The 24,640-nt window shown below is 61.4% G+C and carries 17 protein-coding genes and 1 tRNA gene; 11 read left to right on the top strand and 7 right to left on the bottom strand.

Going from position 1 to position 24,640, the window contains the following annotated elements:
- Both KA419_08425 and KA419_08430 read right to left on the bottom strand, forming a co-directional pair.
- Positions 1-268: hypothetical protein (locus KA419_08425; protein MBP7865964.1), on the bottom strand; the 268-nt coding region annotated here is incomplete at its 3' end.
- Positions 265-516, bottom strand: a complete 252-nt coding sequence (locus KA419_08430; protein ID MBP7865965.1) for a hypothetical protein — start codon at positions 514-516, stop codon at positions 265-267. The genes KA419_08425 and KA419_08430, both read right to left, overlap by 4 nt.
- A gap of 433 nt (positions 517-949) precedes the next feature.
- Here KA419_08430 and KA419_08435 point away from each other — a divergent pair, with 433 nt between their 5' ends.
- From KA419_08435 to KA419_08475, 9 genes are all read left to right on the top strand, one after another.
- The gene (locus KA419_08435; protein MBP7865966.1) at positions 950-1,726 is read left to right on the top strand and encodes an XRE family transcriptional regulator; all 777 of its coding nucleotides are present in this window, start codon (positions 950-952) and stop codon (positions 1,724-1,726) included.
- A 262-nt stretch (positions 1,727-1,988) separates the two neighbouring features.
- A complete protein-coding gene (locus tag KA419_08440; protein MBP7865967.1) occupies positions 1,989-3,071 on the top strand; it encodes a hypothetical protein in 1,083 nt (360 codons plus the stop codon).
- A 518-nt stretch (positions 3,072-3,589) separates the two neighbouring features.
- Positions 3,590-6,520: a toprim domain-containing protein gene (locus tag KA419_08445; GenBank protein MBP7865968.1), complete on the top strand. Its 2,931-nt coding sequence runs from the start codon at positions 3,590-3,592 to the stop codon at positions 6,518-6,520.
- A gap of 363 nt (positions 6,521-6,883) precedes the next feature.
- Positions 6,884-7,102: a hypothetical protein gene (locus KA419_08450; protein MBP7865969.1), complete on the top strand. Its 219-nt coding sequence runs from the start codon at positions 6,884-6,886 to the stop codon at positions 7,100-7,102.
- 40 nt (positions 7,103-7,142) lie between these two features.
- Positions 7,143-7,415 (top strand): hypothetical protein, encoded by a 273-nt coding sequence (locus KA419_08455; GenBank protein ID MBP7865970.1) that lies wholly within the window; start codon positions 7,143-7,145, stop codon positions 7,413-7,415.
- A gap of 234 nt (positions 7,416-7,649) precedes the next feature.
- Positions 7,650-8,051, top strand: a complete 402-nt coding sequence (locus KA419_08460; protein ID MBP7865971.1) for a DUF1778 domain-containing protein — start codon at positions 7,650-7,652, stop codon at positions 8,049-8,051.
- Positions 8,052-8,054: 3 nt separating this feature from the next.
- Positions 8,055-11,036, top strand: a complete 2,982-nt coding sequence (locus tag KA419_08465; GenBank protein ID MBP7865972.1) for a relaxase domain-containing protein — start codon at positions 8,055-8,057, stop codon at positions 11,034-11,036.
- Between the two features lie 13 nt (positions 11,037-11,049).
- The gene (locus tag KA419_08470; protein ID MBP7865973.1) at positions 11,050-13,023 is read left to right on the top strand and encodes a type IV secretion system DNA-binding domain-containing protein; all 1,974 of its coding nucleotides are present in this window, start codon (positions 11,050-11,052) and stop codon (positions 13,021-13,023) included.
- A gap of 587 nt (positions 13,024-13,610) precedes the next feature.
- Positions 13,611-14,378, top strand: coding sequence for a DUF4102 domain-containing protein (locus KA419_08475; protein ID MBP7865974.1), 768 nt, complete (start codon positions 13,611-13,613; stop codon positions 14,376-14,378).
- Positions 14,379-14,531: 153 nt separating this feature from the next.
- On the opposite strand, the gene KA419_08480 is transcribed toward KA419_08475, so the two are convergent.
- The 3 genes from KA419_08480 to KA419_08490 all read right to left on the bottom strand — a co-directional run bounded on the left by KA419_08480 (position 14,532) and on the right by KA419_08490 (position 17,246).
- A complete protein-coding gene (locus KA419_08480) occupies positions 14,532-15,758 on the bottom strand; it encodes a tyrosine-type recombinase/integrase (protein ID MBP7865975.1) in 1,227 nt (408 codons plus the stop codon).
- Positions 15,759-16,050: 292 nt separating this feature from the next.
- Positions 16,051-16,127: transfer RNA gene (locus KA419_08485), tRNA-Phe, on the bottom strand.
- A gap of 414 nt (positions 16,128-16,541) precedes the next feature.
- Positions 16,542-17,246 carry a hypothetical protein gene (locus KA419_08490; protein ID MBP7865976.1) on the bottom strand — a complete coding sequence of 235 codons (705 nt, stop codon included), beginning with the start codon at positions 17,244-17,246 and terminating at the stop codon, positions 16,542-16,544.
- Between the two features lie 199 nt (positions 17,247-17,445).
- Here KA419_08490 and KA419_08495 point away from each other — a divergent pair, with 199 nt between their 5' ends.
- Positions 17,446-18,297 (top strand): hypothetical protein, encoded by an 852-nt coding sequence (locus KA419_08495; protein ID MBP7865977.1) that lies wholly within the window; start codon positions 17,446-17,448, stop codon positions 18,295-18,297.
- 80 nt (positions 18,298-18,377) lie between these two features.
- Here KA419_08495 and KA419_08500 read toward each other — a convergent pair whose 3' ends face one another.
- On the bottom strand, positions 18,378-20,348 hold the full coding sequence (locus KA419_08500) for a hypothetical protein (GenBank protein ID MBP7865978.1): 1,971 nt from the start codon (positions 20,346-20,348) through the stop codon (positions 18,378-18,380).
- Positions 20,349-20,776: 428 nt separating this feature from the next.
- Entirely contained in the window at positions 20,777-23,083 is a 2,307-nt protein-coding gene (locus KA419_08505; protein MBP7865979.1) for a hypothetical protein, read from the bottom strand.
- Positions 23,084-23,452: 369 nt separating this feature from the next.
- Here KA419_08505 and KA419_08510 point away from each other — a divergent pair, with 369 nt between their 5' ends.
- Positions 23,453-24,559: a glycosyltransferase gene (locus tag KA419_08510; protein ID MBP7865980.1), complete on the top strand. Its 1,107-nt coding sequence runs from the start codon at positions 23,453-23,455 to the stop codon at positions 24,557-24,559.
- The last annotated feature ends 81 nt before the right edge of the window (positions 24,560-24,640 follow it).

Below are 24,640 nucleotides of genomic sequence, written 5' to 3' on the forward strand. Positions count from 1 at the left end.
ATGAGGCCGCCTCCGGGCCAAAGTCCTGGTCGAGCCTCGGCGCCGCGGCAGCATCCAGTTCCGCCAGGCTACGCCGCCCCGCCAGGTCCAGGGCGTAACGGCTCCCCGTCAGCACTTCCACGACCCGAGCCCGAAGGATGAAACTGCTTTCACCGGGCCCGGAGGCGGGGGCCGCGACGGAGGGAGGGGACCCGCCCTGGCCGTGCGCCCCCGGGCCGGGAAAGCAGAAAAAAGCCAGCAGGAGGAGGCTTTGGATTATTATCATCATTGTTCTGTCGTCTCTATTACGGTCATTGATCCGCACCCCTGGAGCCTTCGCTGGACCCACTCCAGGCGTTGCCAGGTGCCCAGACCGTACCCTTTTAAAAGTTCTAGCTTGGGCAGGTCCATCCGGAGAAAATCTCCCACGGTCTTCACCCCGTTCAATGCCAGGGCGACTCTTTCCTTGGTGCCCAATAGACAGAGTTCCTCGATGTTGTCTTCGGCTTGGAAGGTTAAAGTATGTGTATCTGCCATGTTTCTCCTCTTGCCTTGGTCGGCATTGTCAAGATTCTACTTAAGGAGTTGCCGAAGACCATCCGAACCCAGAAATCATTCGCTTTTCCGAAATTATTTCGGGATCTGCGATGGCATCGGGAATCGCATGCCCGAAGCCAATCGGCGATAAAAACTTTTTTTATTTAGGGTTGCACAGAAACCACAGATGGTTACCCCCTGTGCGGCCAGGGATGGCGTGGAGTAGCATAGGAACAGACGCAGAAGGTGTGTTCAGCATTAGCCCCAATTTTTCAATTAGTTGATCCCCTTCGCTATTCCGAATTTTCTGAATGATCCCCCGGATCACCATCAAAGGCCGCCTCAGACTTTTTGCTTTTCTGTTCATCGGAACAAAGCAGTCCCTGGTGTGTCAAAGGACGGCGTACCAAGTGGGTAGACAGAGGGAGGGGTTATGGGCAGTTCAAATCTGAAACGTTCCGGTTTCAAGATAAAGAACCTCAGGAATCGATTGGGATTGTCCATTCGGGATGTGGTTCAGGCGACCCTCAAGGTGGCAGAGAAGACTGGCGAGAGACTCTATGCAGTCGCGCCCGCACAACTCGCCGATGCGGAGAATCACGGGCAAAAACTTGGAATCCACAAGATTTGCGCTCTGGCCGTTGTATACCGGAAGTCGGTGCTTGAGATACTGGACCTTATGGGAGTAGATGCCTACAAGTGTCTCGACTACCAGGACTGCTTCTGCACCAAAGTTACACACCCAATCGACGTTCCATTTTCCTACAGCGGGGTTGAAGTACCCACCAGGGTTGATCCCAACTTCAATCAAAATACGACTTCCCTGTTAAACGACTTCATCGAAGCCTGGGGAAATATCCCTTTTGAGTTTCTCTTGCGAATCCAGTTCGACAAATTCCTTTTCGTCTACATCGGAAGCGGCGACAACCTCATGTATCCAATTCTCAGACCTGGGGATATCGTGAAAGTCGACTCCCGGGAGAAGAACCTGATCCACGGAGGGTGGGCCAATGAGTATGAACGACCCATCTACCTTGTGGAGATAACCTCGGGTTGGAGGTGCGCTTGGTGTGTCCGCGATGGAAACGACCTTATTTTGTTGCCACACCCGCTTTCACAAAAGGGTCCGGAAATCTACCGCATGCATGCGGATGCCGAAATTGTCGGGCGAGTTGTCGGAGGGTGGAGCGAACTGAAAACACGGACTTGATACCTTGAATGCATTGACCAAGCAAGTAGAAGTGATGAAAGACGTTCCATCAAGAGGCACTAGCCGAGCTTTTTGATAGTTGGCCATGTTGCCAATAGCCATGCCGGTTCTGCCTCTCGGAATCCGATATCGGATTATAGGCCTTTTGCCTTCTGTTGAGCAACAGAAGGGAATTCCGAGCTGGCGAGATACTTCATCGGCTGAAGATGAAAGATACACCAAGTGATCCCGGTTGCGTGCATATTGGAGAGAAGGAGGAGCGATGGATAACTCAGAAAGCACTTTTTGCGGATGGGACCCAATCCATGGGGAAATCCCGTCGCATGCGCCACAGGAATTCCTTCCGGCGGTGAGGAAGGTTCGTTGCATGTTGATGGAACGAACCTGGCCGGAACTGCTTGCCGCCCTGAAAATCATTCGTGAAGAGTATTCCAGATGGGTTGAGAGCAAAAAGGGTGAAGCATTAGAGAAGTTGCGGGATCGAGCCCTTGCGGGGGACCAGGATGCCATGTCCTTCTTTCTCTGGGAAATCGACCGCAACAATGCTGTGACGATAACCGGTTACCGTCTGGGGGCGGAATGGGTCGCAACGGCCTCCATGAGCCAGATAATGGATTTCTTCAAGAGGGAAGAACTGAGGGGTATTTTTCTTCGGTATTTTCACGAAGACGAGTTTTACGTTTTGAAAGAGCAGATTTCAAAGCTGCGTCGGGACCTCCCCTCATTCCCCACAGCCAGGCCATTCGAATATTTTTCTGTATTGGCGCTGTGCAAAGCGGCTATGACTGTTGAAGCGATGGCGGAGGTGGCCTCCCTCCAGGATCTCATGGAGGATTTTTTCCTGTCGGATGACCTGAACAAGAGGCGAAGAGATCTCCTTCACTATTTCGAAGCTGTGAAAAAGGTCAGAAACCTCACGAATCTCTTCCTGGAAATCTCGGAATACGCTCATTGCCTTTTCGCGGAGGAACCGCGGAAGGAGATAATGGAGCCTCCCATCGATCCCCAAGTCAAGCGAGATGTCATGTCGGCATTAGGAAAGCGCGGAGCGACTATTGCGAACTGGAAAAGGCGGGAGGTCAGGCGGTTCGTGGAGGAACTCTTCCGGGAAGGGTGGCTGGAGAACCGGTGGCGCAACCCGCATCAAGCCGCGATGGCCCTTCTTCCGCTGGCACAAACAAAAGCAGAAGAACTAAAGGCAACCCATTGCCTTGATGGAGAGTATAGTAGGGCATTCAAGACTGTTTACGATTTATGGATCCTCCCCTTGTGCAGGAGACTCCGCCTCGGGAATGTACCCCATTCAGCAGCTGGTTGCAGTACAGTCGACCGGCAGATGGAGTAGTTTTCTCATCACGAAGTATCGAGAATCGCACTGTCCGTAACGGTACTTTCCCGAATTCTAACGGACGGAGGCGACAAATGGCTTTTCACCACCTACCCGAAGCCGGGTTTCTGCGGCTTCACCAGATCATTGGAGCCCCCCACCGGGGTATCCCCCCCATCATCCCGGTCTCGAAAACCACATGGTACGAAGGCGTCAGAGCCGGCCGGTTCCCCCGACCGGTGAAAAACGGTCGCCTGACCTTGTGGCGCGTCGAAGACATCCGAAACCTTTTAGTGGATATGAGCTACGCGGCACCACTGTTGACGATGTGAGGCGCCATGCAACAGAAAAATGAACCCCGCCTGGCCGGGCGGGGTGGAAACAAGTACCACATTCTCGAACAAACCGATGATCTCACAAAATCAGGCTTTCAGTCAAGATCATACTTTCTGTCGGCTTGCGAACCGCTTCATGCCGTAAAAACGCCAGGAAGATACAACCCCAAGGCGACACGATGGACTTCCCGGTGGTGACTCATGAACGACCCCATCGAAGCCTTCAAGGATTGTTTGGAGGAACACGGATTGGGGAGGCCGGACGTCATTGCAGACGGAAATCTGCATCGATTCGACATTCCCGATGACAAACGTGGTAGGAAGTCCGGGTGGTTGGTCTACCACCCCGACGGAATCCCCTCAGGTGCATTTGGTTCCTGGAGGTCGGGTGAGAGCCACAAATGGTTTTATCGTGGGTTGTCTGCCCTGAGCCCCGAAGAGCGAGAGAAAATACGCCGGCGAATGGTGCAGGACCGATGGGCAAGACAGGAGGCCAAGCAGGCAGAACTGAAGGCTGCACAGGTACGGGCGCACAGAATCTGGGCAGAATCCGAACCCGAGCATGGTGATCATCCCTATCTCATCCGGAAGAGTGTTTTTTCATATGGATTACGCCGGCGGGGGAATATTTTGGTAATCCCCGCCCGAAACTCCGATGGCGAATTGCAGACCTTGGCCTTCATCGATCCCGCAGGAAAGAAGCGTTTCCTCGCCGGCGGAACAAAATCCGGATGTGCCCACCTGATCGGAAATCCGGACGGCATCTTACCCATTGGCCTAGCCGAGGGGTATGCCACCGCCGCCTCGATTCATGCTGCAACAGGATTCCCGATGGTGGTTGCTTTCGATGCTGGAAATCTTTCTGAAGCAGCCAAAATGATCCACCGGATTCACCCCGAGGCGCCACTCATCGTGTTTGGCGACGACGATCACGAAACCAACGGCAATCCCGGTCGGCGCAAGGCAGAGAACGTCTTGAAATCCGTCGTCGGTCGTACGCTTTTCCCCCCAGATCTGATGCCTGGCGAAAGCGATTGGAATGACCTGTCCCGCCGCATCGGCCCCGAAGCGCTTAAAGCTTTAATAAAAAATCTTCTTGCAGCTAAAAAAGACTCACCGTTTGCCGAGATCCCAAAACAGCAGGAAAAAGGATTCGACGAATACGGGGTTGAGACTCATAGGCATGGTTATTACACCGCTACCAGCACAGGCGTATGGATGCTGCGCGAAGGCCGGGACGGACGGGTCGAGCGCCATCGGTTGACCAACTTCACCGCCCTGATTACCGGGAGAACGTTTTTCGACGACGGAATCGAGTGGAACGAACAGTATGAGATTACCTGCCGGTGCAATGGCCGGCAAACTATTATTTCCCTTCCATCGGCGCAGTTCTCAAGCCTGAATTGGGCATACCGGATGGGACCGGGAGCCATCGTCTCCGCCGGGCTCGCGACCCGGGACCAAACCCGCGTGGCAATCCAATCCCTGTCGTTGAGGGAAACAAAGGAAAACCATATCTTCGTGCACACCGGATGGACGACCCACAAGGGTCAGGAAATTTTCCTGCACAGCTCCGGAGCAATTGGTCCCACTGGCCCAGTGTCCGGAGTGAGGGTCGAACTCCCGGAAGCACTGACCCGATACTCCTTCCAGGAGATACCCAACAAGGAAGAGACCCAGATATCAACAAAGAAAGTTCTTCATTTCCTTGAGTCTGGTCCCCCCTCCAACCTCTACCCACTGGTGGCAGGCACATTCCGATGCGTACTGGGCAAGGTGGACTTCGGTATCCACCTGACAGGCCGAACCGGCAGCGGGAAATCTGAACTTGCCGCCAGAATACAGAGTTTTTTCGGGCGCCGGATGGATTCGCGAAGTTTGCCAGGTAGCTGGTCGTCAACGAGCAACTTCAATGAGAGGTATGCATTCTTGCTCAAGGACTGCATCTTCGTAGTGGATGATTTCGCCCCGGAAGCGGGAACGAACGGAGTTTGCCTCCACCGGGACGCAGCACGGTTATTCCGAGCCATCGGAAATCATGCCGGGCGGGGACGCCTGCACTCGGACCTATCCATCCGGCAGGCTCGCCCCCCACGATGCCTGGTCCTTTCAACCGGGGAGGACATCCCGAATGGCCAAAGCATTCGGGCCAGACTAGTTCTCCTGGAGATGGATCCTCCACCCATGAAAGGTTCATCGGAACGGTACAGGATTTCACGGATCTGGGCTCAATGTGCCGAGGACGCGGCAAACGGTTTCTATGAGAATTGCTTGACCGCCTTCATTCAGTGGGTTGCACAAAATCACGATCGGGTTTTCGAACAACGCGCCCGTTTGGCTCGGGGTTTTCAGAGACGCTTTCTTCAACTGGGGGATCACCTTCGGGCTCCTTCCGCCTTCGCGGAACTCGCCTCTGGCTTTCGGATTTTTCTTTTCTTTGCCCAAGAGTTCGGGGTCATCACTGATGCGGAATCCACCCGGCTCTGGGCAAATGCATGGGAGGTTTTCACCTCCGGTGTGACAGCCCAAGCAGACTATCAGCGGACGGCAGACCCGGTGGACAAGTTCTTCGAACTCCTGTCGGCAATACTCGGGTCTGGTCGGGCGCACCTAGCGGGGCCGAGGGGAGAGATGCCCGAGAATTTTACACCATGGGGCTGGCGTATGGAGATGAGCGGTGTTCGCCCCCTGGGGGAAAGAATCGGATGGGTCGAAGGGCAGAACATTTACCTCGAGCCATCGGTGGCCTACGATGTGATCCAAAAGCTTGCTGGGGATGACCGGCTTCCATTGTCGAAGGAAACACTCTGGCGACGCATCAGAGAGAGAGGATTTCTATCTTCGACAACACCGAACAGGGGCCTCAAGATCCGCCGCATCCTTGAAGGACGCCAGAGGGATGTTCTTCACCTTTCAGCCGAGAAGCTCTACGCGGAGCAAGACCCAAGAAAATTGCCATGTACCTCTTATTCGACGAACGAGCCGATTTTTCCTGAAGATTCTGTATCGAATTCCTTGTCGGGGTTCTGCAATCACCGTGAGGATTCCTTCCAGTTGCAGGTTGGGGCAATGGGTTCAACCGGACCAGATTCACCGGAAAATCCCGATGTTTTCGTCGGGGTCGTCGGGTGACCCAAGCCTCGCACGACACTGTTAATCCAATCTGAAATCAAGGGGATGATGAAATACTGTCGGGTTAGTCGGGAGAAAAATATATGGGATGCCCCACAGCAACCGCCGAGCTAAATCAGTATGGTGTGAAAGCAACCCGCTGTTGCCCCGGCAGGAAATGTGAGCCTCCCGCTTCACTGACGTGAAAAGAGTAAGAGACGAGGTGATTCGTAGCCGATTGATTCCAAGCGGCCACTTCTTTGGAGGAGAAAGAAAATGATAAAAACATCTCAACAGATCAACAGAGAAAACAGGCCATCGATATTCACAACTCGATCGCCAGGTTCCCAAGGCAAATTGTTACACCTTGGATCCGCAGTGACAATGGACCCGTCGAATGTGGAATTCCTTTGCACTCACTACCGGAAGGTCTTCGCCGTGTTCCGCGCGTTCGTCCGGAAGCGTTGCCCGGGAATCGTGGGCGATTTCGACTGGCCCAGGCTCGAGGAAGGGATCCGCAACGACCCGGCACGCTTCACGGAACACGACTACTTCGAGACCCTGTCGAGCTTCTTCGGGATCGACCCGGCGAACGAAGGTTGAGCCCTACCCCGGAGACGGGATTACTTTTCATGGAGGAACCATGCTGCTAAAGAACGAGACGCCCCGTAAAACTATCCGCCGTTCCCTAACCCTGCCGGAGGAAATCTTCCAGGACATCGACCTCTACGCCCGGGCCATCGACTCCTCGCCGAACTGGGTGGTCTCCCAGATCCTGGCGAAGTTCTTCGTCAAGGACAGGGAGTTCCTCGAGTGGAAGGAATTCCTCAGATCCAGTGCCGAACAGCCGAGGCTTCCGGTGCCCGGGAACCCAAAACCGGCCAGGGAAAAAGACGACCCCACGGCTTCTTCTTGAGGGTTTCCGGCGATGAAAAAGGGAAGGAACCCTCGAGGGAACCCTGGCTCCGCAACCTATCGCACATGATGCACCTCCGGCAAAAGGGCATCATGAGGCCAAACCATTGTTACTACTGACGATGTTCTGTGTTTACAACGGTGTTCGCCACCGTTTCCCGTGTTCGCGTTTTATCGTGAAGGCTTGTCCGAAGCCATTTTCAGTGTGTACACGACAAAAGGGGAAAAACCGACTATGAGAACAAACGGGAAGAACCAGAACCTGCACATCCGGTTGACACCGGATGAGCAGGAAGAGATCCGGGAGCGTGCAACGGCCTGCGGCAAGACGGTATCGGATTACCTCCTCAGTCGCGCGCTGGAAGAAGATGACCTTCTCGAATCCGACCGCGCACTTCCCGATGCCGGGGCGATGCCGACCGACGCGGAGAAGGTGGCCTGGAACCGCTTCAACGTCGATCACGTGCAACTGCTCCGCCGCATCACGGTCCTGGTGAAGATGGTGCGCTTCATCATCGGCCGCTACCTGGGCGTGCCGGAGGCGGAGGTGGACAAGCTCATCCGCCAGTACATCGAGTCGACCCGGGTGGACTTCCCGGACCGCCCGGACGTCTTTCCCGTGCAGGACCGGGGCTGACCCATGATCACGCATGCGAACCTGAACAGCGGCCAGACGTCCAACTACTACCGCAAGGACGACTACTACAAGGCGCAGGACCACGGGCAGTGGTCGGGGCGGTTGGCGGAGAGGAAGGGTCTTCACGGCGAGATCGCCCAGAAGGACTTCAACGCGCTCATCCGGGAGCGGGGCGACCGGGAGGGGTTTGACATCCACCTGTACCCCGGGAGTGCGAAGAATGTTTCGGAGGGTGTCCTGCTGGAGGCCCACCGTCTGGGTGTGGAGCGGGCCCGGGAGTACCTCTCGGCCAACGGGGAGCACGCTGGCCGGATCGGCGTCGAGGAGGGGGTGAAAGGGACGACCCTGTGCGTCCTGAACCGCTCGGAGATCGCCCCGGACGGTTACCGGCGTTTCGACGGGAACGAGGCCTTCCTCGCGCACGCGGAAGCCGTGGGGAACATTTACCGGGAAGCGATCCGCGAGCGCACCGGCGTGGACGCCGGGCGCATCGACGTCCGCGAGCGGGCGGTGCCGCAGGTGGCCTACGACTTCACGGTGTCGGCGCCGAAGTCGGTGTCCGTCACCATGGCCCAGGGGGGCACGGTGGAGCGCGACATGCGGGAGTGCCACGCGGCGGCGGTGGAGGCGACGGCGCGCTACCTGGAGACCCACGTGGAGGCGAGGCACAAGGTCAACGGCTTGATCACCCACGAGCGGACGGGGAACATGGTCTGTGGCCGCTTCACCCACGAGGTGAGCCGGAACCTGGACCCACAGCTGCACACGCACCTGGTGGTGATGAACAAGACGCGGTGCGCGGACGGGGTGGAGCGGGCCATCGACAACCGTTCACTGGTGGAGAACAAGTTTCACTTCGACCTGGTGTACAAGACGGAACTGGCGAAGAACCTGGAGGCGCGAGGGTACGGGGTCAGGGTCGACCACCGGAAGGGGACGTTCGAACTACGGGGGGTGTCCCGGGAGGCGATCGAGGCCTTCAGCAGCCGGCGGGCGGAGATCTGCCGGAAGGTGGAGGCGTGGGGGAAAGACCCGTCCGCGGCGAGCCGCGACATCCGGGACGCGGCGTGGGAGTTGACGCGTGAGTCGAAGCGCAACTGCGACATGGACCTGCTGCGTCAATCCTGGAAGGAGACGATGAAGGAAGCCGGCATCCTCGATGTTCACACGCCGTCCGGTTCAAAGACCGACCGGAAGAGCCCGAAAGAAGTGTTCCGGGAGACGGAGCGGGGCCTGTCGGGGCGCACGGTGGCGTTCACCAGGAAGGAGTTCCTGGACGAGGCGCTGAAGCGGGGGATGGGCCACGGGGTGACCCTGGGGGATGCCGCCGCCCACTTCGACAAGCGTGTGGGGGGGCGGACGTTCTCGCGCCTGGGGGAGCTCGGGGGGAAGGAGTACTTCTGCACCCGGGAGAGCCGGGAGACGGAGCGGGAGGTGTTCCGGAACGTGGAGCATGGAAAAGGTAGAGTGGCCGGGATCGACCCGTCCGCGGTGGAAGCGGGGTTGAGGCGGGGCATGCGGACGCCGGAGGGGGACACGCTGCACCTGTCCGACGAACAGAAGGCGGCGGTGCGCCACATGGCGACGACGACGGACCGCTTCTCCGCCGTGCAGGGGCTGGCCGGCACGGGGAAGACCACGATGCTCAACCAGGCGCGGGAGATCTTCGAGGCGCAGGGGTACGCGGTGCGCGGGGTCTGTTTCACCGGGAAGGCGGCGGAAGGGCTGGAGAAGGAGGCAGGGATCGCTTCGAAGACCATCCACGCGCACCTGAACGCGCTGGAGCGGGAGGCGGGGAGGACCCGCAACCGGGCGCCCACCCTGGACCAGCGCAACGAGGGCGGTTGGGACCTGTCCGGGCTGAAGCCGTCGGGGAAGGAGGTCTGGGTCGTGGACGAGGCCTCCATGGTGGACAACCGGCTGATGCGCCAGGTGCAGGAGGCGGCGATTCTGCGTGACGCGAAGGTGGTCTTCACGGGGGACGCGAAGCAACTTCAGCCCATCGGGGCGGGGAACGCGTTCTCGAACCTGGTGGAGCGCAACAAAATCGACTACGCCGAAATGAAGAATATCCAGCGCCAGAAGGACCCGGGCCTTCGGGAGGCCGTCCGTGAAACGGTGCAAGGGGACGTGTCGAAAGCCCTCGAAAGGCTGCGGGGGAACATCGTCCAGGTTGAGAGTCGACCCGACCGGATCAACCGGATCGCGCAGGACTACGCGGCCCTCGCCCGGTCGGAGAGGCGGGAGACGGTGATCGTCACGGGGACCAACGCGGACCGGCGGGAGATCAACGAGCGGGTGAGGGTAAACCTCAAGGCCCGGGGCGAGCTGGAAGGGGGCCGGGAGTACCGGACTTCCCAGGGCGCCCGGGAGTTCGCGCCGGGGGACCGGGTGATCTTCCTGAAGAACGACCGGGAGCTGGGGGTGAAGAACGGGCAGGTGGCTACCGTCCGCGTGGTGGGGGAAGCGCGGATGACCATCCAGGCGGGGCGCCGGCTGCTGACGGTGGACCTGGGCCGCTACGACCAGGTGGACCACGGCTACGCCCTGACGGTGCACAAGGCGCAGGGGATCACCGCCGACCGGGCGATGGTGCACCTGGACACCCGCCAGGGCGGGGTGAACAGCCGGAACGCCTTCTACGTGGACATCTCGCGGGCCCGGCACGAGGTGACCGTCTACACGGACGACAGCGCGAGGGTGGCCGAGAAAGTGGCCCACTGGCAGGTGAAGCTGTCCGGCCTCGACTTCGGCGAACAGGGCCGGGGGAAGGAACAGACCGGCGTTTCCCTGGATGAGGGGAGCCCGACTCGGCGGGGCCCCGAACGGACGGTCGGAATGGCCGACCTCCTCCGGGCCCCCGGCGAGGAACCCTCCCGCCTGGAAGGGGAGAAGGGTTTTCTTTGCCAACCGAAGGAAGCCGAAGCGGAACGGTCCATCCTGAAGGCCCAGGACCACGCCGTCACCCACGAACTCGACCGCTGAACGGAGGAAGAGGATGCCGAGGGGCTACGAAGCGCACGAGGCCATGGTGGCCGACGTCAAGATGTGGGTCAAGATGGGGGTGCTCGCCCTGCTGGTCTGCCTCGTGATCCAGGTGACCCTCGTGGCGCTGGTCGCCCGCAGTGCCTACCGTGAGCAGTTCACCTTCCAGGTTCGGCCGGGGTTGACCAAAACCCTCCCCTTCAGCGTGCTCTGGAAATACTACCTGCCGTCCTTCGTCCTCTTCGGGCGGGAGTCCCGGGTCACACCCCACGCCGAAGTGAGGGGGTTCTTTCCGGGGAAGACCACCGTCCCCGTTTCGGAGTACCGTCAGGGCCTGGACCGCTACCTGGGACGAAGGATCGCGGCGTTCGAAGCGACCTTCGTTTCCGTTTTCCGGTGGTCCTTCCTGGTCTACCTCCTGGCCGTCGCCTACGTCGCGTTTTTCCTGCACCGTTCGCGCAAGCTCTCCGGCGACCGTTTCCTGCGGGGGGCGGCGAAGGTGCCCTTCGAGGCCCTGCAGGACGGCATGAAAAAGACCGTGGACGCCGACGACGGCCCCGGGGCCTTCAACCTGAAGATCTGCGGGTTGGACTTCCCCCGGGACAGCGAGACCAAGCACGTTCTCATCATGGGGACCACGGGGACGGGCAAGAGCGTCCTGATGAACCAGGTGGTCCGGCAGCTCGTGCAGCGGGTGAAAAGACACGGGACCCACGAGAAGATGATCATCTACGACGTCAAGGGGGAGTTCCTGTCCAAGCACTTCCTCGACGGTGCCCCGGAAACCCTCCGGGCCTTCGGCGTCGAGCCCGACCTGGTCTTCTACCCCTTCGACCGGCGCTGCCTGCGGTGGTCCTTCTTCAACGAGATCCGCTCCGACGCCGACTTCGACGTGTATGCCAAGATCGTCTTCACCCCGCCCAAGGAGGCCGTGGCCGACCCCTTCTGGCTCAACGCCGCCAAGGACGTCTTCGTCGCCGGCCTGCGCTTCCTCCACCTCTCCGGCAAGCGCGCCAACGCCGACATCTGGGACTTCTTCTGCCAGGACCTGCCGGACATCGCCCACCAGCTCCAGGCGCTCCCGCTCCACCACCGCATGGCCCTCAAGCACATCGACACCCAGAACAAGGGCCCCGGGGCCTCGGTGATCTCCGTGCTCACCGAGAAAATCTCCTTCTTCCGCTACCTCTCGGGCCTGGACGGGCCCTTCTCCTTCCGGGACTTCATCACGTCCTCCCGGGGCCGGAATCTCTTCCTCCTCAACATCAAGAACTACGCCTCGATCTTCCGGCCCCTGATGACCTTCGCCTTCGACGTCATGATCCGGGAGACCCTCTCCCTGCCCGACACCGACCGGAAAGAAAACCGCCGGATCTGGTTCTGCATCGACGAGATCGGGAGCCTCGACCAGATCTCCGTCCTCTTCGACCTCCTGACGGTGGCGCGTTCCAAGGGCGGGTGCCTCCTGGTGGCCAACCAGGACCTCGGCCGCATCGAGGACATCTACGGGCGCGCCAACCGGCGGACCTTCTACAACAACTTCAACACGAACTTCATCCTGCGGCTGAACGACCCGGACACCGCGGACTTCCTGAGCCAGAGCATCGGGGAACGGGAGGTGATCAAGGTGATGGGGTCCCGCCAGATGAGCCCCCGGGAGTCGGGGGACCGGAAATCCTTCACCGACCAGGACAAGACCGAGAAGCTCATCCTGCCGTCGGAGTTCATCAACCAGCCGGACTTCCACTGCGTCGTCAAGGTCTCCGGCCACGGCATCTCCGAAGGAGTCATCCCCCGGTCATTCTATGATCCTGTCGCACCGCACTTCCTGGACCGCTATGCTGATCAGTCAATGGAGCTTACAGGTTCACAAGAGGAAGCCAAGGATCCGGAACAGCTTACGAACCAAATGCTGCCAACGAGGCAGCCGGAAGGATCCGTCCCCTCCCAGGAGCGGGTTGGGGAGGGCGGCGATCTTTTGTTCTGATGCCGTTGGAATCTGTTTCAAGCCCATGTTTATTGAGATTGACATGGTTTTCAACTCTTCGATGATCATGCATATAGGCAAGCCGAAACTCATGGGATCCAGGGGGCAGATACTGGACATGGCCCATCAATATTCTCAATCCGGTGCCCAGAGGCCGAAATCGACCAGGGTTCTCGCTGCCAGAACGTGGCCTCGCGGGCACCCTCTCGCAGAAATACCAAAGCGCTGTGCGAGCGGCAGGTCAACTCCGGGACTCCTCGAGAAAAAGAAGTGAGGCTTACGTCCGGGTAGATTCGTCGATGAGGATCTCTAGCGTGTGGACGATCCGCTCCTGATCCAGGGACTAGAATCTGAGACCATCTCCGGTTGGCATTCAAGATAGATCTCCAGCATGTTTTTGAAACGCTCGCGGCTGAACGTTAATACCATGAGTATTTTTTCACCTCCCGCGATCCGCAAGAGCAGCAGTTTCCGGCCTTCCTTCATCCTTGCTCTTTCATTGTATTGACAACTCAACAATAACAGGGTATTTATAAAGGTATTCGATTCTATGAATGGAGCACGATCTTGATGAGAAGGTTCTGCGAATGAAAAGAAAACGGAATGCGCTGACCGATGCCAAAATTCAGGAGACGAAACCGAAGGAAAAATCGTTCAAACTGACGGACGGCGGCGGGTTGTATCTGTACATCTCCACAACCGGCGCGAAGCTTTGGCGCCTGGATTTCCGGAACAGTATAGGCAAATGGAAGAACCTGAGTTTCGGTTCATACCCTGAGATTTCTATCCAGGACGCTCGTCAGAAGATGCTCGAGGCAAAAAAACAGATTCGACAAGGGCTTGATCCTGCCATAATGAAGAGAATGCTGAAAAACATAAGGCGGGAGAAGATCTTCCCCACTGCTGAACAGGAACGAGCAATACGGGAGAGTTTCGTTTCAACAAACGACACACACGGTTTGTCTCCGATGGAATACTCACCTGGATTGAGTGACGGACAAAACCCCTCATCAAAACAGTCCGCAAGATGCATAAACCAGGGAGAAGAGATCGAGCAGAAAAACCGCCTCAATACTTGTTCCCCTCGTTCTGCACCAAGAGGCAAGGAATTCTCGGCAAGGGCCAAGCCATGCGCACTCTATGGGCTAGTGAATATTGAGCCCTCCGTCGTGAAAAAGCGCCTGATTGGATTGTCCGACACGATCATCAGCCTCATTGCCCAGGATCCCACCGCAATTTTTGGTGTAAGTCTAGAGATCAAGGCTATTCTGCCCATGGGCATCTCTGATGCACTCTTAAAAGCTCTTTCCGAAGAAACCGACAGCAATGCGTTCAAGATCCATGAATTGAAATGATATCCATTCCCAGCGATACGCCTGGGCAGTAAAGTGGTAAATCTTTATACAGCGATATGAAACTTCTTCGTTCAAAGGAGAGCATCGTCACGCCAATACTTGCTCATGCCACTTCGATCTAGCCCTGATTCAAGTACTCCTTGTCCGGCAAAGTCACGACTGACTTTTCCTTGGATCGGACTTGTCTTCGCGGAGTCTGTCCAGGCAATCCGCCCAATCTTGCATCATGCGTCGGCGTTCAGGAAGGTGCTCCGCATGGTTGTAGGCGGCCCGGACTTTGTTCCGCTCAGAGTGGGCCAACTGCCGCTCGATAGCATCGGGGTGAAAGCCTTGCTCGTTCAGAATGGTGCTGGCCATGGCCCGAAAGCCGTGAGCGGTCTGTTCGTCTCCTTTATATCCCAAACGGATTAGGGCGGAACGGATTGTATTTTCAGACATAGACCGGCCGTCCTTTCGAGCTGAGGGGAAGACGTAGCTCCCATCACCGGTCAAGGGGAGGATTTCTTTCAACAGGGTTACCGCCTGCCGTGATAGTGGGACAAGATGGGGAGAACGCATCTTCATCTTCTCAGCCGGAATCTTGATCATGCTGGTTTCCAGGTTGATTTCCGACCACTCCAGGCGGCGGAGTTCACCGGGCCGAAGCATCAGCAGGGGGGTCAACCTCAAGGCGACTCGTGTGACGGGGTCTCCCTGGTAGTTGTCCATCGCCCGCAACAGCATCCCGATTTCATTCATCTCAATCAGAGTGGCTCTGTGCTTGGGGCGATGGGGAGCCAGGGCTCCTCGCAGTGAAGATGTCGGATCTCCAGTAGCCCTCCCGGTGACCACCGCAAAGCGAAAAACGCAACTGATGGTTTGCAGAACCCGGTGGGCGGTGTCCCGGGCTCCCCTGGCCTCGATCCGCTGGCAGACGGGCAACACGTCCATGGCCACTAACTGTGCGATCGGCCGGCTCCCGAGGTAGGGAAAGACATCCTTCTCGAGCCAACGAAGAATTCTCTCACCGTTGCCACGTGTCCAAATTTCCAGATTCTTGCCATGCCATTCCCGGGCAACAACCTCGAAAGTCATCTGGTCGGATGCCTGTGCTTTCTTTATAGCTCTTCTGACCAGAGCAGGATCCCGCCCTTCTAACTTGAGTTTTAGGGATTCATCCCTCTTGTCCCTAGCTTCTCTGAGGCTAATTAAGGGATATTCGCCAAAAGACAGCGTATTCCAGCGGCCGGAAACATGGGTATCCATACGCCACAACCGGGAGCCGTTCGGTTTGACGTACAGATATAGCCCCCGACCATCTGCTAGTTTATAGGGCTTTTCCCTTGGTTTGGCCTTCCGGATCTGGACATCGGTCAGGGCATCGCGTTTTCGTTTAGCCATCTAATGATCCTCCCAATTAGGGTACCACCCCTCGGAGCACATCCCGGTCACTGGATTGGTTTGGCCTTGTGGATCTGGACATCGGCCAAGGCATCGCGTTTTCGTTTAGCCATCGAAAGATCCTCCCAATTAGGGTACCACCCTTCGGAGCACATCCTGGTCACTCAAATGGTACCCTACTTGAATGCGGATTTCAAGGGTCTCTGCCGGTCTTTACCGGACAGTACTAAAAGCAAAAGCCCTTGATTTCTCAAGGGCTTCTGACTTTGTCGTCCGTTGCCGGACAAGCAGTTGGTGCCGAGGGACGGAATTGAACCGCCGACACAGGGATTTTCAGTCCCCTGCTCTACCGGACTGAGCTACCTCGGCTTAACACCATTTGACACCCAAAGACCCACTCACAAAGGCGGCATTATACGCGCCTCGGGCGATCTGTCAACCGTTTTTTTCACGGGGGCCGCCCCCTCGTTCGTACGCGCCGTGCCGGCGCGGACCAAGCCCGACTGCCGAGCCTCGGGGAATGGGTGCGGCCCGACCGCCGGGCTTTCCTTCCCCTTGCGTTCGTACGCCCCGTCCCGGCTCGGACCAAGCCCGACCGCCGCGGCCCCGGGGAAAGCGGTGCGGCCCGACGGCCCGGCGACCTTAACCCTTTGCGTTCCTATGCGCCGTCCCGGCGCGGACCACATCCGCCCGCCGCAGCCCGGGGAACGGGTGCGGCCCGACCCCAACCTTCCCCCGCCCCTTGCGCCCGCGCCGGGACGGCCCCTGGCCACTTGGGCCCGGCTACTTCGACGGCCGGGAGTACTCGGCGCCGGTGTCCGGGGCGCCGAGGTTGGCGCGCAGCGACAGGCCCGGCCCCGGCAGCAGCGTGAGCAGCACGAGGACCAGGACGGCGAGCAGCACCTTCTGCCGGAGCCCCTCGCTCTCCAGGGTCATGAGGAGGAGAGAGAGGATCATGAAGAGCCTGCCGAAGAAACCCAGCCAGATGTCGGACCGGGCGCCGGCCAGCGCGATCTGCTCGTCCAGCAGCTGCCGCTTGAGCGTCTCCTCGTCGTACTTCTTGGCGATCTCCTCGGTTTTGGCCTCGAGGTCTTTCGTGCGCTTGTCCTCCCGGGCCCGGGCTTCGTCGGCGCGCTTCCGCTGGGCCTGGGTGATCTGGTCCCGCTGCTTCCCGACCGCGGCCGCCTGCTCGGGGGTGGCGGTGAAGGCGGCGGCCTGGAGGTCCTGCAGGGTCCGGTCCTCCTTTTCCTTGAGCGCTTTCTCCGCGTCCTCCTCGGTCTTGCGCTCCTTCTCCTGGTCCTTGCGGATCTTGCCGAGCTCGAGGTCCTTGAGTTCGGAGAGGTTGTCGAGCTGCACCCTCAGACCCCGGTAGGACGCCTGGCGGTTCCAGACCAGGGCGGGGGCCAGGAGCACCAGGACCAGGCCGATGACGAGCAGGGCCCAGGCCGGGCCGCCCGCGAGAGAACTCAACTTGCCTTTCACATCCATCGTGGCCTCCTTGGCGCTGAATTCGCGTACCGGGAGGGCACGCGGTTCGTTTTGGAAAAGTCAGGTAAAGTATAGATTAATCCGGCGCCGGGTCAAGGGGAAATGCGGCCCCGCCCGTCGGCCGCCCCCGCCGGTTTCCCGTTGCCGGGCCGGGCGGCGGGTGCTATCATGGGCCCGACGCATCACCCCGGAGGCTGCCATGTTCCGAAATGGACGTTCCACGGCGCAGGTCCTCGGCCTGGCCTTCTCCGTGCTCCTGGCCGCCGGGTGCTCCCGAACGGCCCCCCCCCTGCCCCGGGGCGCCCCCCTGGCGGACTACCACCCGCCGCGAACCCCGCTGCCGGACGACACGCCGGGCCGTGCGGAACCCGGGCCTCCCCCCGCCGCCGTGGTCACCACCCTTCACCGGCTCGCGGATGCGGCCGCCGCCTACGCCGAACGTCATGCCGTCCCCGGGGCCCCGGACGTCACCCTGGCCGAGCTGGTCGATCAGGGGTACCTCGACGACCGCTTCGTCGCAGGGTATGCCGACCGCGAGGGTTACCGTTTCTCCGGGACGGTTGGCCCCTGGGGGTTCACCCTCGCCGCGCGCAACCTGGGCCCCGAGGCGGGTCTTGACTGTTTCATCGACCCGGACCGAATCGTCTGCACCGACCCTGCCTGCACCCGCCCCCTGGCGGAGGCCGTGGAGAGCCGGCGGGCGACGCGGTGGACCGGGGCCGACGCCCCCGCGCCCCCGCTCGCCCGGCCCACCCCTCCCCACGGCGGGCGCACCGACCGGGAACGCCTCCTGGGCGCTCTCGCCGAGATGAGGGATTTCCTGTCCTCACCGCGCCTGGAGGCTTGCCTCGTGGAGGGCTCCCTGGATAGCCGTCTGTTGAAGGAGCGGCTCGACGCCATCATCCTGAAGCACTTTCGGTCCTTTCCCGAGTCCGACGACGCCTCCCGGCGATGGAAGGACGACCCGGACGTCGGGCGGGCGGGCGGGGGTCTCGTCGACGCCCTTCGGACAGCCATCCGGAACCACGGGATCCGGATCACGGGTCCCTGAGGGCCTCGCCCCCCCCTGAAAAAACGGCGGCACGGGTCACCCCGTGCCGCCCGTCGATCCTCCGCCGTTCCGACGCCGGCTCAGAGACTGCCGAACGCCGCCTGGGTCTGGGCGCTGTTGTTGAGGGTGCTCAGGAACGCTGCCGGCCCGAAGCTCCCGAGGGTGGACAGGAAGGCGCCGTTCTGCAGCATCGCGGCACACGGGGCGTTCTGCATGAGGTTCTGGAAGGGCGCACTCTGCAGCACGCTGAAGAAGGCGGCATTCTTGCACAGGCTCAGGAAGGAACTCGATCCCGCCAGGGCGCCGAAGGACCCGGAAGCCACCAGGCCCGCGAAGGAAGGGTGGCTGCAGAGCTGGAGAAGCGGGGAGTTCCCGAGCATGGCCTGGAAGGCCTCGCTCTTCACGAAGCTCTCGAAGGACTGGTTCTGGCCGAGGGCCTGGAAGGGCCCGCTCTTCAGGAGCGACTGGAAAGCGGCATTCTCCCAGAGATTCCCGAGGTTGCCCGCCTGCATCCCGGCGTTGGCCAAGGCCGCGAAGGACTGGCTCTGAAGGAGGCTCAGGAAGGTGGGGTTGGCCGCCAGCTGGGAGAAGAAGGCGGACCCGTAGGACTGGAAGGCCTGGCTCTTCAGCATCGCGCCGAAATCCTGGCTTCCCAGGAGGCTCAGGAACGTCGGCCCGTACGTGCTTTGGAACTCGGCGCTCTTCATCACGGCCTGGAAGTCCGCGCTCTTGGCCAGGGCCTGGAAATCCGCGCTCCCAGAGAGGTTCTTGAAGTCCGCGTTGTTCTGGAAGGTGGAGAGGAACGCCTGGCCGCACAGGAGCGCCTGGAGGTTTTCGCTGCCCAGGAGGCTCTTGAAGGCGGCGTTGGACGCCAGGCTCTCGAACGACTGCAGGTTGGACAGGACGATGCCGAAGGCCTGGTTGTTCATGAGCTGGGCGAAGGCGCTGTTGGCCAGGATGTCCTGGAAGGCCTTGACCTGGAGCAGCCCCTGGAAATCCGCGCTCTGGAGGACGTTCTGCAGGGCGCTCAGGACGATGGGCCCGAAGGAGGACTTGTTGGCGGACTGCAGCTGGCTGAAGATGATGGGCCCGAATGCGGCCGCGTTGTTGGACTGCAGCGCGCTCGCGGCGCCCAGGGAAGCCTGGTTGGCCGACTGCAGCGAAGATCCCCCAGCCTGCGAGGCCTGCCCCGACGCCTGCAGCGCGCTCTGGGGGAGGGTCGGCCCGAACCCGGCCGAACTCCCGGTCAGGATCGTCCCGTAGGCCGACTGGTAGGCGCTCTTGACGGAGGCCTGGAAGGCGGCGCTCCCGACAACGATCTTGAAATCGCTGCTCTGCAGGAGGTTCAGGAAGGCGGCATTCTGCATCAGGGAACTGCCGCCCGCCTGGGTGCCCAGGACCAGGTCCTTGAAAGCCTCGTTCTGGAGCAGGGACTGGAAAGCGTCCGGGCGGCTGTAGAGCATCTTGTAGGTCTCGGAGCCGCACATGCTCTTGAACTCGGCGCTCCGGGTCCACCGCCGGAAGGCCTCCGCGTTGAGGGTGTTGGGGGCCTGCACCGTCCCCTCCGGAAGCCCTGCCTGGGGCTCCCGGTACACATCCCTCCGGCCGATGGCCCCCATGGTCTTCCACTCCTCCACGGAGGGGTAGTTCAGGGTGACGAAGACGACGGCCGACGCCACCAGGCTGCACACGGCCGCCATCACCACCAGGCGGTTCAGCGGGAAACGGTTGTAACCGGGCATGATTCCTCCTTCTCCTTGCTGGGTCGCAGGACCGCCGTTCCCCCGCACCGCGCCGGCGAGACCGAAGAGCCGCTTCAACCACGGCACGGGCCGCGGAAGGGCTTCGAGGATCCCGCGTTCGAGGTCGGGGGGGATATCGACGTCTCGATTCTCCCGGAGCTTCGTCGCAAGGGTCCCGATCTCCCGGCGGAGGCGATCGACCTCGGGGTCGGCCGCCGAGAGGGATTCCAACCGTGCCGCTTCCTCCGGCGTCGCTTCGCCGTCCAGGACGCGCCAGGCCAGTTCTTCAATCGTCTCGGGATTGTGCATGATGCTCCCCTGTTCGGCCCGCTCTTTTCAAAATACCACAGGCAGGGGAGAAGGTTGGAGGAAAAACAGGCGGTCCGGTTGCAGGGGCTCGGGCCGAAGGCCCGGAAGCCGCACGGATCGGCCTCCAGGCGCGGGGCTCACCCGGCTGCGGGCCTCAGTCCGCCAAGCCCTCCCAGGTCCGACCGCCGTCTTTGGGTTCAATATTGATGAGCCCGCAAAAAGTCGCGAAAGGGGGATTTCCCGCGAATAACACAAATATACGCGAATTTATAACACGAATAATATCTATTGATTTCTGATTCGCGTTCATTCGCGTGATTCGCGGGCAAAATAGGGCTTTTTCCGACCGTGTCAATATTGCCGGGGTCGAAAAAAGTCAAAAACGAGCGGGAACCCGGCGGCCGGAAGCCGCCGGGCCCCGCCCGGTCTCACTTGGAAGCGGATTCGCGGAACTTCTGCAGGGATTTCTGCAGGGTTGCAAGGTCCTCCCTGCCGGCCATGTACCGTTCGATGGCCATCTCCTCGAGCTCCGCGGCCTTCGCCGGGTTTCCGGCCTCGAACTCGGCCACTGCCAGGGTGTCGAGGAACAACCAGTTCTTCATCCCGGTGAGTTCGTTGGCCCGCCGGGCCATCTCGAGAGCGACCGCGTTGAAGTTCTTCCCGTAGCGCTCCTCCGTGAGGAGGGCCCACGCGAGGTTGTTGAGGGCCTTGGCGTCCTCCCACATGGACTTGGCCAGCGGTTGCGCCGCCGCGGTCGCGCCGGCCATGTCTTTCTTGTGCACGGCCAGGACCTTGAACTTCCGCATCAGGGCGTCGTCATCGTCGGGGTCGTTCGCCAGGCGCTGGTCGAGCAGGGTCAGGGCCTGGTCCCACTGCTCCGCTTCGACGGCGGCGTCGATGGCCTGGTCGCGGCTTTCACGTTCCCGTTCCTCCGCCAGCGCCTTCATGATCACCCCGCTGATGTCGGGGAGGCCGGTCACGGTGGAGGTCAGGCTCATGAGGTGGTCCGTCAGGTCCAGGGTCAGGGCCGAGGACATCCGGCTGAACAGGCCGAGGTACGGCTCGATCCCCGCGGCTTCGGCCGGGGGCATGAAGATCCGGGCCATGCCCATGGCGCGGCCGGCGTCCACGAAGAACACCAGGGTGGTGCCGGGGCCGAGGCGTGCCAGCGACGGCGCGAAGGCCGGGTCGTCGAGGACCGACTTCCCCGCCCGCCGGGGGTCCAGGGTCCGCTTCAGGGCCGAGGGGGTGGACCCCATGTAGAACTGGTTCCCCACGGTGGCGGTGTAGAGGGTCATGTTCCCGAAGGAGAAGCTCCGGGCAGGCGTTCCGTCGATCTCGAGCGGGGTCCCCTCCTTGGAGGAACCGCCGGCCGCCACGGAAGCCATTCCCAGCATCGGGTACCAGTACCCCTGGACTTTCGCGGGATCTTTCAGGGTGATGGCGGCGACGACGTCGGGAAGGGGCGGCTGGCCCTCGGCCGGCGGAACCGGGGAAAGGGCGTAGAGGACAACCCCGTCAACATCGGGAAAGGCCCGGCGACCCATTTCCATGAGCATGTCCGCCCCTCCCGCGGCCGGCGTCGCGGCGGCGGGACGCTCCTTCAGCGAGATGGCCAGAAGGGCCACCGCGCCCTCGGGCACCACGCGCAGGGCATCGCGATCAAGAGGCGCCCGGTGAAGGAAGTTGAAGAACTGGTTCTGGTGCCCGGCGTCGAGCCGGAGGGACAGGTTCGTCCGCAGCCCCTCCTTGTCGAGGTTGATCAGCCCGCTGAGGGCGTTCAGGCTCTTCGCGTCCAGCATGGGGACGAACATGCCCATCTGGGGATTGGACTTGGCCATGGCGTCCAGGCCCTGCCCGATCATGGGGAGGAAGGGCTTGAGGCTGACGTAGGCGAACAGCAGGCCTTCCCTGCGACCCTTGAGCAAATCGGCCATCTTCGGGTCCGTGGCCAGGGAGGGCGCTCCCGGGGTCTGAAGGCGCGTCAGGACCGCCTCGATCTCCGTCGGGCAGGTCCCCAGAACGATCAACCGTTCCGTCAGGGCAAAGAAGACCCCTTGCATCGCGTAGACCTTGTACCCGCGGAGGGTCTGGACCTTCACGGGAGCCATGGGCAGAAGGGTCTCGGCGAGACTCTTGAGGAAGTCCATGTGCGTCGGGTGGAAAACCAGGACGCCGGAAGGCCGCATGGTTTCCGGGTCAAGGGACGTGACGGCCAACGCCACGCCCTTGGCGCCCACCAGTCCCTCCACCAGTTTGGGGTCGAGGGCGAGGCGGGGCGGGGCGCCCTCGGCCGGGGCCTCCTTGCCGGCCAGGAGGCCGAGCTGGTCCAGCAGGCCGCGGAGGTGCTCACCGGGCCGGACGATCTCGAGGTAAGCCATCGGGGAGGGCGGCATCAGGGCGGCCAGGTCGGTCACGGCCACCTCCTCCTTGCAGGCCGCCAGCCGTTCCCGGGCCACGGCCAACCACTCCGCGGGGGTGGTCTTCGCGGCGACCACGGCTTCGTACAGGCGGGCGGCGCCGGCGTAGTCCCCCTTCTCCTTCTCGAGGTAATAGGCCTGAAGGTACTTGGCCGGCGCGCCCGGCTCCGCCGGTTTCGTGGCGGCGGCCTTCGGGGCCGGCTTCGCCGCCGGGGCCGCGGCGGCGGCCTTCGGGCCGGGCTGGGCCGTCTGGCCGAAGGCCGCGGGGAGAAGCAGCGTCAGGGAAAGACAGGCGACGAGCAGAACCTTTTTCATGGTGGATCCTCCTTGATGTCGCGGCGCTCCCCTCCCGAGCGGGAGCCTTGACCTTGGAGGCTCCCGTGTCGCCGGGGCCGGCCGCCCGGGCCGATCAGCCCGGCGCGGTTCCCGGAAGCGAAATGACCGGAATGGCGCCGCGTCAGGAAACAGTACGATCCGACGGGGGAAAAAGTTCGAAAATTGATGGGGCGGTGGTTTTTCGTCCGGACCGGGGGACGTCACCGTAATGCTCACTCCCCGCGAGGTGTCCGCCCCCGTTCCGCCGCCAGCGCCGCGAGCAGGAAGATTGAACCCACGGGGCGCCCGTTGTGGTATAGTGAGTCTTCAACCCCGGCATCGAACCCGGTGCCGGATGGGAGGAGCGGAATGAGCGAGGACACGTCCCTCTTCATCGGGTTCATCTACTCGGCCACCACCTGGGAGGATGCGCTCCGGTACCGGGTGCTCTCCCCCGCCCGCGCACTGGCCGGGTTGTCCGGCATCTACACGGTGGTCTGCCGGGAGGATGCCATCGCGGCCCCCCACCTGGCCGCGTCGGCGGACCTCCTGGTCCTCTACATGACCCCCGGCGGCGAGCACGAGTCGTGGCTGGAGATGCGCCGCGCCGACGGCTGCCCCACCATCCTGGAGATCGCCGCCGACATCACCTCCCCCTCCGGGCATCCCGAACTCGACGACTACCTGGCCGACCTCCGGCTCCCGCTTCTCCGGGCGGCGGTGCGGGTGGACGCCCTGCAGTTCCCCTGCCCGGGCCTCCAGGAACGGTTCGCCGTCCCGGGGGTCCCCTCGGTGGTGTTCCCCAGCCAGATGGACGACCTCCCCCCCCTCAAGACCCTGCGGAAGCACAAGCCCGTCGTGGTGGGGTGGGGCGGCCCGCTCACGGACCTCGCCGAGATGGCGCGGCTGGCCCCCCTGCTGGAAGGGTGGGCCCGCGCCCGCGGGGACGTCCTCCTGGCCATCCTGGGGGACGAGCCGGTCCAGGGCCTCTTCCAGTCGTCCCCGCCGCTGATCCGGCGCCACGAGTCCGGTTCCCTGGAGGATTATTACCAGTTCCTCGCCGGGCTGGACATCGGGATCGCCCCCCTCGCCGACACGCCCCACAACCGGTCGCGCTCCGACGTCATGTTCCTCGAGTACGCCGCCTTCGGCGCAGCGGCCGTGGTCCAGGACGCCCCCGCCTACCGGGGGACGGTGGAGCACGACGTGACCGGCCGCTTCTTCCGCAGCGGGGCCGAGATGATCCAGATGCTCGACGGGCTGGTGATGGACCCGCAACTCCGCTTCCGCATCTGCCACACGGCCTACGATTACGTGGAGAGCCGGCGGAGAACCGCGCCCCAAGTCCCGATCCGCTGGGACTTCTACCGCCGGCTGGTCAAGGCCCCCCGACCCAACGCCGAGGACCGTTTCATCACCTTCTGCGTCCCGGAGGGCGCCAATCCCGGGCCGACGTTCCACGTGGTGCAGTATTAGGGGGAAGGGGTTTAGGCTGTAGGCTGTAGGCTGTAGACTGTAGACTGTAGACTGTAGACTGTAGGCTGTAGGCTGTAGTCC

It is taken from the genome of Acidobacteriota bacterium (assembly GCA_018001935.1).
Lineage (GTDB): Bacteria > Acidobacteriota > JAAYUB01 > JAAYUB01 > JAAYUB01 > JAGNHB01.

What these genes read in the sequence shown, in the direction of transcription:
- KA419_08480 (MBP7865975.1), bottom strand. Translation starts at nt 15,758, where the DNA reads ATGGCTAAACGAAAACGCGATGCCCTGACCGATGTCCAGATCCGGAAG.
- KA419_08435 (MBP7865966.1), top strand. Translation starts at nt 950, where the DNA reads ATGGGCAGTTCAAATCTGAAACGTTCCGGTTTCAAGATAAAGAACCTC.
- KA419_08470 (MBP7865973.1), top strand. Translation starts at nt 11,050, where the DNA reads ATGCCGAGGGGCTACGAAGCGCACGAGGCCATGGTGGCCGACGTCAAG.
- KA419_08510 (MBP7865980.1), top strand. Translation starts at nt 23,453, where the DNA reads ATGAGCGAGGACACGTCCCTCTTCATCGGGTTCATCTACTCGGCCACC.
- KA419_08495 (MBP7865977.1), top strand. Translation starts at nt 17,446, where the DNA reads ATGTTCCGAAATGGACGTTCCACGGCGCAGGTCCTCGGCCTGGCCTTC.
- KA419_08475 (MBP7865974.1), top strand. Translation starts at nt 13,611, where the DNA reads ATGAAAAGAAAACGGAATGCGCTGACCGATGCCAAAATTCAGGAGACG.
- KA419_08500 (MBP7865978.1), bottom strand. Translation starts at nt 20,348, where the DNA reads ATGCACAATCCCGAGACGATTGAAGAACTGGCCTGGCGCGTCCTGGAC.
- KA419_08465 (MBP7865972.1), top strand. Translation starts at nt 8,055, where the DNA reads ATGATCACGCATGCGAACCTGAACAGCGGCCAGACGTCCAACTACTAC.
- KA419_08440 (MBP7865967.1), top strand. Translation starts at nt 1,989, where the DNA reads ATGGATAACTCAGAAAGCACTTTTTGCGGATGGGACCCAATCCATGGG.
- KA419_08490 (MBP7865976.1), bottom strand. Translation starts at nt 17,246, where the DNA reads ATGGATGTGAAAGGCAAGTTGAGTTCTCTCGCGGGCGGCCCGGCCTGG.
- KA419_08445 (MBP7865968.1), top strand. Translation starts at nt 3,590, where the DNA reads ATGAACGACCCCATCGAAGCCTTCAAGGATTGTTTGGAGGAACACGGA.
- KA419_08450 (MBP7865969.1), top strand. Translation starts at nt 6,884, where the DNA reads ATGGACCCGTCGAATGTGGAATTCCTTTGCACTCACTACCGGAAGGTC.
- KA419_08505 (MBP7865979.1), bottom strand. Translation starts at nt 23,083, where the DNA reads ATGAAAAAGGTTCTGCTCGTCGCCTGTCTTTCCCTGACGCTGCTTCTC.
- KA419_08455 (MBP7865970.1), top strand. Translation starts at nt 7,143, where the DNA reads ATGCTGCTAAAGAACGAGACGCCCCGTAAAACTATCCGCCGTTCCCTA.
- KA419_08430 (MBP7865965.1), bottom strand. Translation starts at nt 516, where the DNA reads ATGGCAGATACACATACTTTAACCTTCCAAGCCGAAGACAACATCGAG.
- KA419_08460 (MBP7865971.1), top strand. Translation starts at nt 7,650, where the DNA reads ATGAGAACAAACGGGAAGAACCAGAACCTGCACATCCGGTTGACACCG.